This window comes from Oribacterium sp. KHPX15 (assembly GCF_900107835.1).
Taxonomy (GTDB): domain Bacteria; phylum Bacillota; class Clostridia; order Lachnospirales; family Lachnospiraceae; genus Oribacterium.
Genome location: NZ_FNRG01000012.1, coordinates 56383 through 72444, shown reverse-complemented (window position 1 = coordinate 72444; position 16062 = coordinate 56383). Strand labels below are relative to the sequence as shown.

15 protein-coding genes are annotated in these 16062 nt (G+C 35.9%); 8 read left to right on the top strand and 7 right to left on the bottom strand.

Annotated features, from left to right (window positions below):
• Positions 1 to 38: 38 nt before the first annotated feature.
• Complete coding sequence (locus BLV86_RS09080) at positions 39 to 230, bottom strand: hypothetical protein (RefSeq protein ID WP_090816412.1); 192 nt, start codon at positions 228 to 230, stop codon at positions 39 to 41.
• 353 nt (positions 231 to 583) lie between these two features.
• Here BLV86_RS09080 and BLV86_RS09075 point away from each other — a divergent pair, with 353 nt between their 5' ends.
• Positions 584 to 1762, top strand: a complete 1179-nt coding sequence (locus tag BLV86_RS09075) for a glycosyltransferase family protein (RefSeq protein WP_175456488.1) — start codon at positions 584 to 586, stop codon at positions 1760 to 1762.
• Positions 1763 to 1878: 116 nt separating this feature from the next.
• Entirely contained in the window at positions 1879 to 2604 is a 726-nt protein-coding gene (locus BLV86_RS09070; protein ID WP_330386218.1) for a glycosyltransferase, read from the top strand.
• A 151-nt stretch (positions 2605 to 2755) separates the two neighbouring features.
• On the opposite strand, the gene BLV86_RS09065 is transcribed toward BLV86_RS09070, so the two are convergent.
• The 3 genes from BLV86_RS09065 to BLV86_RS09055 are packed head-to-tail and all read right to left on the bottom strand — an operon-like array spanning position 2756 to position 5126.
• Positions 2756 to 3715 (bottom strand): LicD family protein, encoded by a 960-nt coding sequence (locus BLV86_RS09065; RefSeq protein ID WP_031549351.1) that lies wholly within the window; start codon positions 3713 to 3715, stop codon positions 2756 to 2758.
• A gap of 14 nt (positions 3716 to 3729) precedes the next feature.
• Complete coding sequence (locus tag BLV86_RS09060; RefSeq protein WP_090816406.1) at positions 3730 to 4908, bottom strand: glycosyltransferase family protein; 1179 nt, start codon at positions 4906 to 4908, stop codon at positions 3730 to 3732.
• Complete coding sequence (locus tag BLV86_RS09055; protein ID WP_090816404.1) at positions 4905 to 5126, bottom strand: hypothetical protein; 222 nt, start codon at positions 5124 to 5126, stop codon at positions 4905 to 4907. The genes BLV86_RS09060 and BLV86_RS09055 overlap by 4 nt, the downstream gene beginning before the upstream one ends.
• A gap of 275 nt (positions 5127 to 5401) precedes the next feature.
• On the opposite strand from BLV86_RS09055, the gene BLV86_RS09050 reads away from it, so the two are divergent.
• From BLV86_RS09050 to BLV86_RS09025, 6 genes are all read left to right on the top strand, one after another.
• Positions 5402 to 6511: a glycosyltransferase family 2 protein gene (locus BLV86_RS09050; RefSeq protein WP_090816403.1), complete on the top strand. Its 1110-nt coding sequence runs from the start codon at positions 5402 to 5404 to the stop codon at positions 6509 to 6511.
• Between the two features lie 39 nt (positions 6512 to 6550).
• A complete protein-coding gene (locus BLV86_RS09045; RefSeq protein ID WP_090816402.1) occupies positions 6551 to 7759 on the top strand; it encodes a CgeB family protein in 1209 nt (402 codons plus the stop codon).
• An 81-nt stretch (positions 7760 to 7840) separates the two neighbouring features.
• Positions 7841 to 8977, top strand: coding sequence for a glycosyltransferase family 4 protein (locus BLV86_RS09040; protein WP_090816400.1), 1137 nt, complete (start codon positions 7841 to 7843; stop codon positions 8975 to 8977).
• Between the two features lie 39 nt (positions 8978 to 9016).
• On the top strand, positions 9017 to 11068 hold the full coding sequence (locus BLV86_RS09035; RefSeq protein WP_090816399.1) for a LicD family protein: 2052 nt from the start codon (positions 9017 to 9019) through the stop codon (positions 11066 to 11068).
• A gap of 20 nt (positions 11069 to 11088) precedes the next feature.
• Positions 11089 to 11700 carry a hypothetical protein gene (locus BLV86_RS09030; RefSeq protein WP_090816397.1) on the top strand — a complete coding sequence of 204 codons (612 nt, stop codon included), beginning with the start codon at positions 11089 to 11091 and terminating at the stop codon, positions 11698 to 11700.
• Positions 11693 to 12361 (top strand): glycosyltransferase family protein, encoded by a 669-nt coding sequence (locus tag BLV86_RS09025; protein ID WP_031549334.1) that lies wholly within the window; start codon positions 11693 to 11695, stop codon positions 12359 to 12361. Before BLV86_RS09030 ends, BLV86_RS09025 begins: the two co-directional genes overlap by 8 nt.
• A gap of 62 nt (positions 12362 to 12423) precedes the next feature.
• Here the strand turns inward: BLV86_RS09025 and BLV86_RS09020 are convergent, their stop codons facing one another.
• From BLV86_RS09020 to BLV86_RS09010, 3 genes are all read right to left on the bottom strand, one after another.
• Positions 12424 to 13563, bottom strand: a complete 1140-nt coding sequence (locus tag BLV86_RS09020; protein ID WP_090816395.1) for a glycosyltransferase family protein — start codon at positions 13561 to 13563, stop codon at positions 12424 to 12426.
• Positions 13560 to 14861, bottom strand: coding sequence for a tetratricopeptide repeat-containing glycosyltransferase family 2 protein (locus BLV86_RS09015; protein ID WP_090816393.1), 1302 nt, complete (start codon positions 14859 to 14861; stop codon positions 13560 to 13562). Before BLV86_RS09015 ends, BLV86_RS09020 begins: the two co-directional genes overlap by 4 nt.
• 222 nt (positions 14862 to 15083) lie before the next feature.
• Positions 15084 to 15935 (bottom strand): flagellin N-terminal helical domain-containing protein, encoded by an 852-nt coding sequence (locus tag BLV86_RS09010; RefSeq protein WP_090816391.1) that lies wholly within the window; start codon positions 15933 to 15935, stop codon positions 15084 to 15086.
• Positions 15936 to 16062: the final 127 nt, after the last annotated feature.

The following is a 16062-nucleotide window of genomic DNA, read 5'->3' as shown; positions in this document are numbered from 1 at the left end:
TGGCAGTCTCCGCTATGTTGAGACTGTCACACTGTTTCTTATGCATCTGTTTCCTTAGTCGATCTTTTAACACTTCGAAACTCCTCAAGAACCGCTTCCCTCTGGCAGATTCTGATAGTCTCATCCACAGCTTTCCTTGTCCGTCCGTAAATCTTCACCTGCTCATTAAAAATATGACAAAATCTTACGTACTGACTAATGATATCTCCCCGGACTCCGTCATAAAGCATTTTCACTTCACAATCAACACTGATATCTTTCCCTTTGAAAAAAAAATCCTTTAATGTAAGATTCCTTTGCTTTCATATTATCATTTTATACCTATATACACAATTTAAGTATTTTAAAACATACGCGCATCTTTGATCCCAAAAACCTTAACACACCATGAAGCATTTTCATATAGTCTAAATTCGGACTATATTTACGTTAAAGCGAAATGTCACAGGTTTACCTTATCGTGTATCAATGTTGGCTTTTTGTGAAGTCATCTCTTATAAATACTCCGACTTTAAACGATATTAACTATTATAGGAATTCTAACTATTATTAAGTCCAAGGCATTTTTGCTATGGGAGTTTATATGAGAATCATATTGTTTTACTCAGGAATAGAATCCTTTAATTATTTTACGGATGAAATAAATAAAGAACTGCATAATTTAGGTCATGAAACATTCATTCTTGATTTACGGGATGCCAATAACACACCGGGACATTCTCTCAGAAATCTCTATGAATATACAAAGACGCCGGTTGACGCAGCTATAGGTTATGATCAGATGCCTGCAATCGGACCTGCTTATGTTGAACTGTGGAATGAGCTCAACATCCCGATAATCTCAATATTTGTCGACCCACCTTTCAGATTCGGAAAGTATAACCGGGCTCTGCCAAAGGCTTACCTCCGATTCTGTTGTGATATGGAGCATGTAACCTGGTGCAAGCGTTTTTGCTCAGATACAATCCCCAATGTCTACTTCCTTCCCCATGGGGCTTCCGTTCCTGAAAATGAGCCACCCTCTTGGGAAAACAAAAAATATGACATTTTGTTTTCGGGCACATACTATAAACCAGAAGGATATATAAGAACCATCAGAGAGAAATATTCAGGTGCAGTACAGAAGATTCTGTTTGATGCAATGGATTTTATGAAAGTTAATCCCTCATTTTCTCTTCCAGCAGCAGTTGACAGAATCTTGTCCTATGCAGACTACAATGCTGACGATCTAACCAGATTGTCTGTCATGGAATCAGGCGAGGAAGCTGACTGGTTTATCAGAATGTACTATAGGGAAAAGGTTATTGATTCTGTTCTTAATTCCGGCAGGGATCTTTGGATAGTAGGTCGTGGATGGAATAATTACCCCAAGTGCAATCATCCTCATTTTCATCATATCTCGGAACGTATTCCATTTGCAGATTCCCTTGATATTATGGCAGACGCAAGAATAAATCTTAATGTTATGCCATGGTTTAAGGACGGCACTCATGAAAGAGTGTTCAACACTTTACTTCGTGAATCCGTTTCTCTGACCAATCCAAGTACTTACCTGAAAGAAAACTTTAAGGATCAGGAATCCATATACTATTATGAACTAACGGAACTAAACCATATTCCCGATATCATTGAAGAAATATTAAATAATCCCGAAAAAACAAAAGCTATTGTAAAAAATAGTAAGTCTATAGTGCTTGATAAATACACGTGGAAACAGACAGTTGCAAGTATATTAAACGCTGTTAATGCATTTAAGGAATAAACAGAATAATATTTTGAAAAAATCATTCAGTTTCTAAAAGACTCCATGATAGGCTCATTCCAAGGGGTGTTACCATATGACAAAATCTATAAACATAATGACATCATCGGACGTTAATCTGCTTAGGTATATCGCAGTTCAGTTATGTTCATCGTTATCTGCCGAACGACATTGATCGGATTATGTACATAGATGTAGGTGACACATTTATAGCTTCAGATCCTTCTACATATTATGATGCAGATTTTCAAGGCAACGCTCTTACGGTAACTCCTATAAGATTTAAAGTTACGCCGGAACGTAATCTTGCACTTTATTTAGAAAGTGATCTATCAAACATGGCTTTACTTCCGGGAATTGTAAGAGGACTTATGAATTCCGACTCCTATGTTATTAATCTTAAAATGATGAGAACTTTAGACTTTGGAATAGCTGACTACACCAGTCTTGCGATAACCTTATCAAGAGTATTGGGCAAGGAAGAAAATGTTTACTGGGGTGACCAGGGTCTCCTGTCTGCTGCATTCGCAGGTCAAATGAACGTATTTGGTTTCCCCAAATATAAAGACCTTTATTATATGCCACATAACTTTTGCATGTGGTATTTTGACACTAAATCGGTCAAACCCGCTTATGAGCCCACAATAATTCACTTTGCCGGCAGCGAGAAACCGTGGAATTTGAAATATCCCATACATACAAATCTTTTAAACAATAAGTTTGAAGTCACATTAAATAATCTGAATATCCTGAAGCTTGGACAGGCAGAGTACTATTATTTATGGCATGAGTATTCCATAAAAACAGACACGTTATTAAAAGAACTAGGTATAAACAATTAAGAAATCTACATAAACCTAATAATCACTATTTTTAAAAAAGAAAGTGTGCCAGAGACTCACTCACTGGCACACATTTTGTCTACTATAATTTATAGTTCTGTTTATATTATCAGTTCTAGTAATTCAAAAATCAAGATTATACTTAAACACCTTATAATTCTCCCCTCCAGTCATCAGGTATTTTAATATTTCCATTCTGGTATTCACTAAAAGGTGTATCAGGATCATAAAAGCTATTTTCATGTGCCGATCCTCCCTTTACATATTCCTTATAGTCTCCATATTCTGCAGACAACACATTATTCCATCCGGAAGGTACTGGCACCATCAGATTTTCAAAAGGTAGATATTTTTCTTCCTGCCACCAGGATAAATCATTATCACGTTTCCCATTTAGATTCAAATTTTCGATAAGATCACCAACAATATTACTTTTTCCCCACATTGAAAGTGAAAAATCCTCAAACATTCTGAAGCGTTCTTTCATCGGTAGATTACTTATTCTAAATAACAGCTCATCTTTCAAAATACTTTGACCATTAAATAATTCATTAAATATCTTTTTATAATTAACGCCATGTATAAAACACAACCACAGTTCGGCTCTCATTCTCGATTTTATAGCCAATTCATTTGTACCATCACTCACAGCATCTAATGGAAAAATATCAATAGAAATACCCGAAAATACTCCATTTTTTCTCATGGACGGTTCCGCAATTGTTGTTCCAAGATCTCTAATCTTTGAAAAATATGATTTAATAACTGCTTCATCGTTATATGCATCCTCATATAGCAATCTTCTTCCTCTTAATTCCCTTCCATTAAAATAATCGCGAGCGTATCCCTCCATACGCATATACTCGTCACGTTTCATTACAATATCAATATCATCATCCCATGGTATAAACCCATTGTGTCTGACAGCACCAAGAAGTGTTCCGAAACCAACAAAATATTGCAAGGAAAACTCTTTAGCAAAAGTATCAAATTCCTGCAACATATTCAAAAGAACTGACCAACACTTTTTTCTCTTTTCAGTAACCCTAAAACCACATAAGATTTCTTCTTTATAAAATCCTTCATCGAGTCTTATCATATTCATACCCATTGACTATATCTTTATCATCTCATCATAAGTTCCAACATCTGTCTGATTCTAGCATCAGTACCGTCTGAATCCACAGCATGATAATAACCATTCCTGGCAATGATTTCTGCCTGATCGGGATTACTAAGCAACCACTTAATATCCTTTACTGCCTTTTCAACTTGATCTAGATCAAATAGCATAATATCGGTTCCATCAATATAATTCTTTTCAAGATAAGTCGAAGAATCAGATACACATACAGCCCCATTCATCATGCCGGCGAAAGGTTTCTCACTGCTTCCCTTTTTAAACCATGGCATGATACTCAGGTCGATCTTGGCATCTCCGATAAGCTTATGGCACTCCATCGGGGAAACCCTGTCATGTATACGTATATTTTCAGAAAAAGGGTTTTCATCATCCTCCCATCCTTCTCCGTAAACATCCACCTTAATGTCGGCATCATCAAGTGCATGCATGATCAAAAGCTTATAGTGTCTTCTCACTATGTCTTCTATCTGCCTTGACACCTTATCAACTATAAATAGTTTATATAACTCATCCCTGCCGCTTTTTATTCCTGTCTCATCCAGATATTTTTTTACTGCATCTTCTGCTGACAGAGTCGGATCATTAAAAATATAATTTATAGCATTTCTATACACTACTATTCCTCCGTCAGGAAAACCCTCTATCTTCGACACCGTTTCATACTTGATTTGACAATTTCCACAGTAAAGAACATCTATAGCTCTGTCTGAAAATGTCTTAATATCATTGCATACCTTTACCCCGCTATCAGGAAGAAATATCACTTCACTAACCTTCGGATAATAATCATGAACAAAATCGACATGGTTTTCATCCAGACATATCACATGCATATTATTTATTGGATTCTCTAAACTATCATAATAATTTCTGGGATGATCCAGAAGAAAAGTATATACAGGAATCCCATTCATTTCCCATACATTCTTATTATCCGCGTCAGTAAAATTTATTCCGCAGCAGTTGTAACATAACACGCCACTGTTTCTGCTCTCTATAATAGCATCAAGCTCATCATCCAGACCCTCAAGGCTATCTACATTAACGACATTTACATAAATATCACTGCATTTCCTTAAGGCAATTATCCATTGTTCTGTGAAGAAATTGATTAAATCGTTGTTCTCTTTCGACCTTGTTATTACTATAATATTTTTCATTTTATTTTTATGAAATCCGCAGTCAACAAATTATTACTATGCTTTTCATTCAAATCATAATATTCATCCATAATATTATCTAAGTCTTCAAGGTTATGATTCTTAATGCTTTCATTCATCCTTGATTTGTAATGTTCAATATAAGCAAGATACTTATCTTTGTTGCTTTCCAAAGATTCACAAAGACCTACAAATTCATCAAGACTCATATTTGCCATACAGGAAGCTCCTTTAAACAAGTAATCTGTATCTCATTAATATGTCCTATTCCCCGTAATGATAGAATCCATTCCAGGATACAAACGACAACCATACATTATAATAATTAATATCGCCTGGATTTGTTTAGTTTATAAGTAATTAAGGTTTATAATTGTACTTAGACAGTGCGCCTGTATTAACATAATAAACTATGTTTTTCGTTGAACTATTCCCTTATAAATCCTCTGATTATTAACGATATTAAATATTATGGAATCAAGGCGGATAGCATATGAACACTATTTTAAAATTGTTAAATGATAATCATTGGGATGAAGCGCTAAAAGAATTTATTGAATATACAAATCATCATGAATTTGATGAGCAAACTTGTATCATTGGCGCAACCATAATGGAACACTTTGGTAAATATGATTCCATGTTTGAGTTCATCAGAGGCGGATTGAAAATCAATCCTTTCAATTATGAATTATATTTACTTTTGGGAAATTATTACAGTACGAAAAATATGATACAAGCTCACATTTCCTATGAAAATGCTTTGTATCATTGTATAAATACAGGTAATGATGATGATCGCAACTTTATAGAACAACTTATAAAGAATACTGATGTTTCAACGATACAGTTTGCAAGACAAGTATCATTTGTGATCATTTCATATAATACCCTGGATTACACAAAGGCTTGTATCGAAAGTATACGGACAACCTGCTTTTCCCAGTGTTATGAAATCATCGTTGTTGATAATGCATCCAATGATGGAAGTGTTGAGTGGTTATCTAAACAAGACGATATATTTCTCATTAAAAACAATGAGAATAAAGGATTCCCCGCCGGATGCAATCAGGGTATAAATGCAGCCAAACCGGATAATGATATCTTCTTACTTAACAATGACACAATTATGCTTCCCAATTCACTCTTTTGGTTAAGGATTGGGTTATATAATGATGAGAATGTAGGCGCAACAGGAGCAGTTACAAATTATGCTTCTAATAACCAGATTGTAGGTAGTCAATTTAATTCTATTGAAGAGTATATTCGCTTTGGGACAGGTATAAATATCCCTGATACAAATCCTTATGAGGAAAAAATCTTTTTGATCATGTTTGCCATGCTTATTAAGAGGAAATGTCTAAATTCCGTCGGATTGCTTGATGAATTGTTTACCCCGGGAAATTTCGAGGACAATGATTATGGCCTTAGAATTATGGAAAAAGGCTATAAATGTACACTCTGCCATAACAGCTACATCTATCATTTTGGTTCGAAAAGTTTTGGAAAAAACCCAAAACATTTTGAAGATATCTATAACATCAACCGCGAAAAATTTATTAATAAATGGGGAAGTTACTTATCAAAAAACAATCTTATCTAATCAGCACAACGCCAAAAACTTTATTCTTGGGAGACCATTATGAAAGTTTTGCATCTTAATATAACTACATTCTTTGCTAACAGAGACATGCTTGAAGCATTTGAAGCATACAGAGATTCCGATGGAAATCCATTGGAGCTTATTAAGTATAACTATAAATATACCCAGGATACAGCACGAAATGATCCTGATTTTGAAGAGAAGTTTCAAAAAGATCTGAAAACTCATTGTCCTGACTTTGTTTTTTCTTTGAACTTTCTTCCAGTCATTTCTAAGGTATGTAATAAAGAAGGTGTCATCTACGTTTCATGGATTTATGATAACCCTGAAATCTTTCTGTACAATTACAATATGAAGAACCCCTGTAATATAGTGCTGATGTTCGACTCGAAACAGTATATGGAGTTCATGGATGGAGGAATTAAAAACGTCAGATATCTTCCGCTAGCCGCCTCCACCAAACGATTGGATTCCATTATCCCTACTAAGGCTGCTAAAAAGAAATATTCCGCTGACATATCCTTTGTGGGTTCTCTATATACAGAACGAAAACAGTATTACGAAGAAATTGTTCCAAAACTTGATCCCTACACTCATGGCTATTTAGAGGGAATTATAAAAAGTCAGTTACAGGTTGACGGAGTGAATTTTGTAGAAGAATGTCTCACTCCGGAAATCACAAAAAAAATACAGGAAGTAAGCAATATCTACCCTTATTCTGACAGCATAGAAACACTGGAATATCTTTATGCCAATTACATAATAAACAGACAAATTACAATAATTGAGCGAAAAGAACTTCTCACCCTTATAGGAGCTCATCATCCTTTGAAATTATATACCTATAAACAGAATAACTCATTTTCTCCGAAAGGCGTAGAAAATATGGGGCCTACCGACTATTTTACGGAAATGCCTCTTGTGTTTAAATTAAGCAAGATAAATCTGAACATCACCCTCCGAAGTATTCAGCATGCGATACCTCTCAGAGTTTATGATATTCTGGGTTCCGGCGGGTTCCTTATGTCCAACTTCCAGCATGATCTTGCGTACCATTTTGTCCCGGGAGAAGATTTTGTTTATTATGAGAACAGAAAGGATCTACTCGATAAGATAGATTACTACCTTGTCAATGAAAATGAACGTGTTGATATTGCCAAAAATGCACATAAAAAGATTCAAGAACAACATACCTTTGATGTACGGGTTAAAGAAATAATAGACATCGTTAATGAATATAAATTGTAAATTTCGAGATATATATACCTTATAATGTTATACACCGGTAAAGAAAGCAATTCCATTAATATCAACCAATAAGAATATATTATGATGAATATTTCAGATTATATCGAAAGAATTGACAGAGATGATATATCGATACATTTGCCTCCTGCACTCTTAACAGAAAACACTGAAGTTGTAAAGGGTGTTCTTCTCATCTCGCACGAATTAACACTTAGCGGTGCTCCTATTCAATTGTATATGCTTGCTAAAGCTTTGATTGATCTCGGATACCAGCCTATTGTTTATTCTTTATCCGAGGGTGATCTTATAGATGATTATATAAAAATGAATGTCCCAATCATTTGCGGAATAGGACCGGCTAAATCCGCAGAATGGGTAAATGAATTGGTCAGGGGCTTTAAATATATTTTTGTAAATACTCTGCCCATGGTTTCCTTTGTGAGGTATTTGTCTGGTGCTAACAGGCAAATTTTTTGGTGGATACATGAAAGTTCCTACTTGTTCAAAGATAAATATTGTACTGATATTCCAAATACTTCCGGATTGCGAATTCTTGCTGTAAGCGAAATATGTTCTGATCATATAAAAAAATACATGGGTTTAGATTCTACTCTATTCAATATATGCATAGAGGATCAGGGAACTTCTCATGAACTCACATCCAATAAGACTGTGTTCTTATGGGCTGGCATTCTGGACCCGAACAAAGCACCGGAGATACTGTTAAATGCAATTTTCAATCTTCCCGAAAACTATATTTGTGAATCCGAATTTATCATTGTTGGTCAGACCCATCATGATCATGAAAATGAATATGCCATATTAGTTAAAGAAATTGCTTCAAAGCTCCCCAATACTCGCTTCATGGATACAATGGATCACAATGAATTTTTAAAGTTGATGAATACTGTAGATTCAATTGTCGTAACTTCTATGGAAGAGACAATGAGTGCAGTTGCTGTAGAAGGGCTCATGAAAAACAAAATAGTTGTTTGTACTGAAGGATGTGGGATAGCAAAGTATATTAAAAATATGCAAAACGGTTTTGTTGTCCCAGTACGTAATTCTCAAAAGTTATGTGAAACTCTTAAATATATTATTGACAATAATGATAATCTCAGCCAATTAAGATTATCTGGAAGAAAGGTCTATCAAACATTTTTTACATACGATGTTTTTAAGCAACATCTAGAAAAAATATTAACTGAATCCAACTAAAGAGAAATAAATGGTTTTGGAATAGGAGCTCTTTTATTTATGACATTTCCTGATGATTTTTTCGAAGACGAAGTACGTGAAGGCTTTTTTATCACAAGTATGATGAAACGTTGCTGGGCAGCACAGCTTCAAATTCTTGAGGACGTTGATACACTGTGTGCTAAATACAACATTAAATATTTTGGAGATTGCGGCACACTGTTAGGCGCAATTCGTCACGGCGGATATATTCCATGGGATGATGATCTGGATATATGTATGTTAAGGGAAGACTACGAACTGTTTCTTAAGCATGCGGGTGAACTTCCGGGGAATTATTCTATATTAAACTGGTGGGAGGACGAGGACTGGATCGATGCATTTACACGTGTGGTAAATACAACCTGTGTTCGCTTTGATGAGGATTTTTTAAGTTATTATCATGGATTTCCCTATTCTGTCGGAATAGATATATTTGTTCTTGACTATATGTACGAAGACACCGTCAAAGAAAACGAACGTCAGGCACGGGCTAAAATGTATATGAACGTTGCAAATTCAATAACAGACGATGTGAGCTCCTGTGCTTCTGTCAAATCATTGATCAAGTCAATCGAGACTGCCTGTAATGTCAAATTTGATCGTTCCCGCTCTATACGTAAACAATTATACCGGCTTGTAGATAAAGCCATGACCGAAGTAGATCGGGCTGATGCTTCAAAAGTATGCCTTACCGCCGTTTGGCTGGAACATCATTCCTGTTTTTGGGAGAAAAAATATTGTGACCGGGTTATGCGTGTTCCGTATGAGTGCACTACCCTGCAGGTTCCGGTATGCTATGATGCTATTTTGAAAGCCCATTATGGGGATTACATGAAGGTAAATCGCAGCGGAGGATTGCATGAATATCCCTATTATAAAAAGCAGGAAGTTGTACTCACCGAAGAGTATGGATGGAAATCCTGGGATTATCAGTGGGACATAGATGAATTGACACTTGCTTCACGGATACGTGAAGAAAAAAATCTGAGAAAAAAACTGATCACTGAAAAAATACATAAATTCGAAGCTTTGATATCTTCTGCACCTGATATATATGGAGACATCCGACCTGAGATCGATAAATTAAAACTCGAAATTGAAAAGCCAAATTCCAGAACCGAAGTTGTCTTCTTGACTCTGGGTCCGGAGTATTGGAAAAACTTTTCTCACTTTTGGGATATGGAAAACAGCAAGCCGGATACTGATGTATATGTTATCCCTATCTCCTATTTTGATACAGCCCTTAACGGTGATGCCACACGTTCCCATTATGTGACGGAGGGATATGAAATCCCTGTGACCACCTATGAAGAATACAATATCGGTCAGCGTCAGCCAAAACGTATTTATATTCAATGCCCCTATGATGATATGAATCCGGGCATGACAGTTCATCCGTTATTTTACAGCAGTGAACTTTTAAAATACACCGATGAACTGATTTATGTACCTATGTACGATATGGAGGATTTTGAACCCACTGATCAAAAATCAGCATTTGGACTCAATTTCATTGCCAAAATGCCCGTTTTACTTCATGCGGATACCATATACGTACCTACCGAACGTCTTAAGGAAGAATATGTAAGAGCCCTGGTAGAATTTTCAAATGGAGACACGGACGAATCTTTCTGGAACGAAAAAATCCATGTTGAAGATTACAGACATGATGCTTCGGATAAAAATGATCACAGTAAGACGAAAAAGACGATCTTATATTACACTGATGTGGCACCTATTGCATTAAACGGCACTAAATCTCTTGATAAGATACGATCCTCTTTATCACTTTTAAAAGAATCTTCCGGAAGACTGAATGTTATATGGTGCGTTTCTGAAAATATGAAATCAGTCCTTAATTCAAAGGATTGCCCTGACGGAAAAAAACTGTATGAAGACTATCTTTGCATATGCCGTGAATTCAATGATGAAGGATGGGGAACTTTTACAGAGCACATTTCTGCTGATCAACTGGAAGACATTGATGCCTATGCGGGTAATCCCAGCCCATATGCACATATTCTCAGTTATCATAAAAAACCGGTTATGATTTTAAAAGAATATGATTAATAAACTATAAGGAATCTGGTATGGATACACTGGAAAACTTAGTTCAAACATACGAAAAACTGGAAAAGAATAAAGATGTCATTTTAAAATACAGAAGCGATTATGAAACTTCCATAAATGAATGTATCAGATGTCATGACCTGAATTCCTTCGAAAAAATATTGAATGAATTCTTCGATCTTGATAAGCAATATGATCATTCACTTATAACTACCGAATTGCTGAGACTGGATTTTATAAAAGATGCCTTGTTAAAGGAATGCAGCAATGGTTTCCGTTTATTTTGGGAAGACGTTGACAACGTAAATGATCTCATCAGCAATTACAACAAAACTATTTTTATGTTAAGGCGCTTAACTTTTGACTTACCGGAGGTTTATAAACGTGAAAGTTTTGACCATTTGATAAAGGTGACTCCTTTTATATTACAGACCATTTATGAAGATATTTCATCTCCAGTATTTATGAAGGACTATGTCTTCATAAGTTTAGCTATGGAACATCTTAAGTTAAAGAGCTATAGATTTTCAATTAATTACCTTAGGCTGGTTTATCATAAAAATGATGAGATCAACAAACTTATCTCTCAGTTACAATCATTGACATCATCTTCCGGAGACGAAAATGAATGAGCATCAGTTTTGCTTTATAATTTGCACAAATAATGAAGATTATACCAAAGAATGTCTTTTATATATCAGTAACCTTATCATTCCGGATGGTTATTCTATCGATGTTCTGACCATAAAGGACGCAAAATCCATGGCATCCGGATATAATGAAGCCATGAAAGCCTCCGATGCAAAGTATAAAATTTACATGCACCAGGACGTTTTTATATTAAACAAATACTTCCTCATTAATATTCTGAATATATTTAAGTCCAACGAAAAGATAGGCATGTTAGGGCTTGTGGGTGCCGTCAAACTAAATAAAGCAGCTATAATGTGGGGTTCAGATCGTGTAGGATGTACTATGATTCGTTCCGAAGGTGATAAACCCTATATATCAGAACAATATAATCCTGCATCTCCCCCGCATATCGTTTCCGCTATAGATGGTTTTTTGATGGTAACCGGTGTTGACATTCCATGGAGAGAAGATTTGTTTGATGGCTGGGACTTTTATGACATGTCCCAAAGTATTGAATTTAAAAGACACGGTTATCTTATAGTTGTACCTGAACAGACAACTCCATGGTGTCTTCATGATGACGGATACATTTTATCCCTGCTTAATTTTAATCATTACAGAAAAGTATTTCTTGAAGAATACAAAAATGAACTATCCTGAATTCAATTCAGGATAGTTCATTGATCTCCATAGCTTAGTGAGGTTTACCAATATTTTTCAGGTTACGATTCTACAATATTTATTATACTGTATATTCTGTCTTTATACGTGAATTCTTCGTGTGTTTTTATCATACCGGATTTACGTATATTTTCTCTTACCACATCATTTTTAGTATAAAACGATGCCTTTTCCACAGCATCCTCTATAGAGTCATAAAGAACCAGATCTTTGCCATTCTCAAAGTAATATGATAGCTCATCTGTATACCCTGAAAGCAAAAAGCCTCCCGAACCCATGATATCAAGGGCCCTCTGCGGAATTGCCGACCACACTGCTCTGAAAGGCGGATTCAGATTAACCTTGGATTTTCTGAAAAAGTCAGGCATCTCAGTGTAATAATCAATTTTAGGAAGCACTGTAAGATCCGGCATCATTTTTTTCTCATCCTCTATAGCCCCTGTTACAAGGGCCGTTTTAAATCGATTGCTCATTAAAGAAAGAAGAGATACTCTGTCAATATATGTCATATAAGATGCCATGGAATATGATAACTGTCCGGGAGACAGATCAAACCCTGTCATTTCATTTATGGCTCTTAACTCCGATTCCTGATCCTCCAGAAGCTCAAGGACAAAGTAACTTCCATATATCAGTCGTTGCGAAGTCATGATCCCTTCCAGATACCCTTTATGATAATTATCCAGCTTCTCCATGATATATGGATATGTCGACTTATAAAGACTCCCCAGGAAAGAAACCTCATAATCATAATTATCTAAAATTTCCGACATAGGAGTAAATCCAGTCGCTAAAGGAAGATAATAGACATTATCAAGCCCCATGTTTTTATACTTAAGGTATTCTCCTCTGTCAAAAATGAAAATATAATTATTCGGATTGTCCATAGTTTCCATTGATGAAAGATCCATAGGCGTGTCATAAGTCCACGAAACATATTTAATATTCAGTCTATAGCAAACCCCGGAAACAATGGGACTGTAATTTACAGTAAAGATAAGATCATAGTTCTGAGACCCAAAATCTTTCCTAAGCATCTCTTCAAGCTTTTCATCATGATACATATCCTTAGGAGTAAAGTAGCTCTTTTCAATCACCTTTAATCCCATTTCCTTGAATGAATCGGCTATATGCTTTATTGTATAATGTTTATAAAGATTACATATGAGTATACTTTTCATAATAACTGTTGTTTAAATGCCTCCAGCTCTGCCGCTGAACATAAACTTATGACATGCTCAAATACTTCTTTATCATCTGTTTTATAAGAATTCACAAAAACAAATGCCTTATCCTTGATAGTACCAAGATCATATAAATCATTTATAATCTTAATCTCATCCTGGGTTTTCAATTCAACATTTCCGTTTTGCCTTAGTGCCTTAAAAGCTGACATCAAATAACCAAGATACTCTGCATTATATTTTTGTTTTCCGATACAATATCCGGACTCTTCCACTACCTTTGTATATTCTTTTTCCTGATAGTAGGAATCTAACATTTTTGAGCATATCTTTGGAAAATATGCTTCAACATGGTCTGATCTTTGAAACGATCCGTATTTATCATATATATCGATTGCTTCTTTATAATAATCCGCAGCCTTTATATACTTCTTAAACCTGTAATAATGATCTGCCACCACACAGGAAAAATCAGCATCATGAGGAAGTATTGCTCTTGCATAGTTATAAATCTTAAGTATATCCCCGGTTCTTTTTTTATCTTCACCCAGGATCATAAGAAGATGTCTGAGGGTATCGCCTCTTCTCTCTGACTCTTCGGTGACTTTATCGTCCATATATTTTATTGATTTAAAATACAGTTCCTCAGCTTTTGCGTATTTTTTGTTCTTGGCATATATATCTCCGAGATATCCATACAGATCCGAATCACCGGGATTCTCTGCTATAGCTTTTTCCAACATGGTTTTGTATAACTTATCTTTATTTTTTTCGTTATACACCGTCTCGCTGTATCCTGTATGATAAATTATCAACTCATCTGTTGCATCATATATATCTGTTGGCTGATCATTTTTCAGATGTTCATGTATCTTTCCTTCATATTTTATACCGACATGATTTTTAAAAACTCTGGGCTGAGTTATGGTTCCGATCACCTTTCCTTCATCATTAAGGTTCAATAACTTGGAAGCTATGACGTATTCTTTTTTTTCTTCAGCCTTTGATATTACTTCGCAAAGATTGGAGGCATCCTCAAAATATTCATCAGCATCAAGGAATACAATCCAGTCACCTTTGCACTTATCTATGGCAAAATTTTTTGCTGCTGCAAAATCATCTATCCATTTAAAACGATAAACAGTTGCTCCGGCTTCTTCAGCTATCCGGACTGTATCATCAGTTGATCCTGTATCAACAACAATCTGCTCAAATGCCACCCCTTTGACGCATCCCAGTGCCTTTCCTATATTCTTTTCCTCATTTTTAACTATCATTGCCTGCGAAATCTTCATTAAGACACTCCGATCATATAAATACTATCTGCCTTCATACTATTATATCGCCCAGGATTTATACTTAATAAGCCAGGCAAATAGAGTAGGGCAGGTTTTTTCTTTTTCGCCCACGGGTCACTTATCTTCAGAGAAGACATAATCTTTTAAGTGATACCACGATAAAAAGAGGAAGAGCAAAAGCTCTTCCTCCAATAATCAATATTTGTAGATCTGAATATATTATCCGAGAAGTGAAAGAACACCCTGAGGTGACTGATTTGCCTGTGCAAGCATTGACTGTGCAGCCTGGTTAAGGATATTGTTCTTGGTGTAAGCTGAAATCTCCTTAGCCATGTCAGTATCGCGGATTCTGGACTCTGCAGACGTTGTGTTTTCATTATTAACCTTAAGGTTATTAATGGTATGCTCAAGTCTGTTCTGCTTTGCTCCGAGCTCAGCTCTGAACTTTGATACTTCATTTACTGCATTCTTAAGTGTTTCAATAGCCGTATTTGCTGAAGTTACAGTTGAAGCACTTATACCACTTACCTTATTGGTGCCGCCAAGTGCTGATGACTTCATATTGGCTCCCTTCAGTGATAAAACTTCTCCTGAAGAAGCACCGATCTGGAACTTTCTTTCCTTAGTATTTGTAAGGACGTTGATTCCGTTATACTCGGTTGCTGTTGCAATACGGTCTATCTCACTCTTAAGCTCGTTAAGCTCAAGCTGGATATTCTGTCTTGCTGTGGTACTGTCACCAACAGTGTTATCTGCACCTGTACCATAAGTTCCGTTAGCAGCCTGTGTTGCAAGGGTTGTCATTCTTTCAAGCATCGCATGTGTCTCTGTAAGAGCACCTTCAGCTGTCTGGATAAGTCCGATGGCGTCGTTTGCGTTGGCCTCTGCCTGATCAAGTGCATTGATCTTATTTCTCATTGACTCGGAAATTGCAAGACCTGCAGCGTCGTCGCCGGCCTTATTGATTCTGTAACCGGATGACAGCTTCTCTAAGTTCTTACTCAGAGCGTTTGTGTTCTTAGACATGTTTCTGTAAGAGTCGATTGCTGAAATGTTGTGCTGTATAACCATAAATTCCTCCTATTGTCGGCCCGTGTAAGAACATCCTTGTCCAAACCGGAACTCAGTTTCCTGAGCACCAAGCCTTTTATTATGATTTTTTTACACTTTTATTATCGCACGCTTTCTCAAAATTATA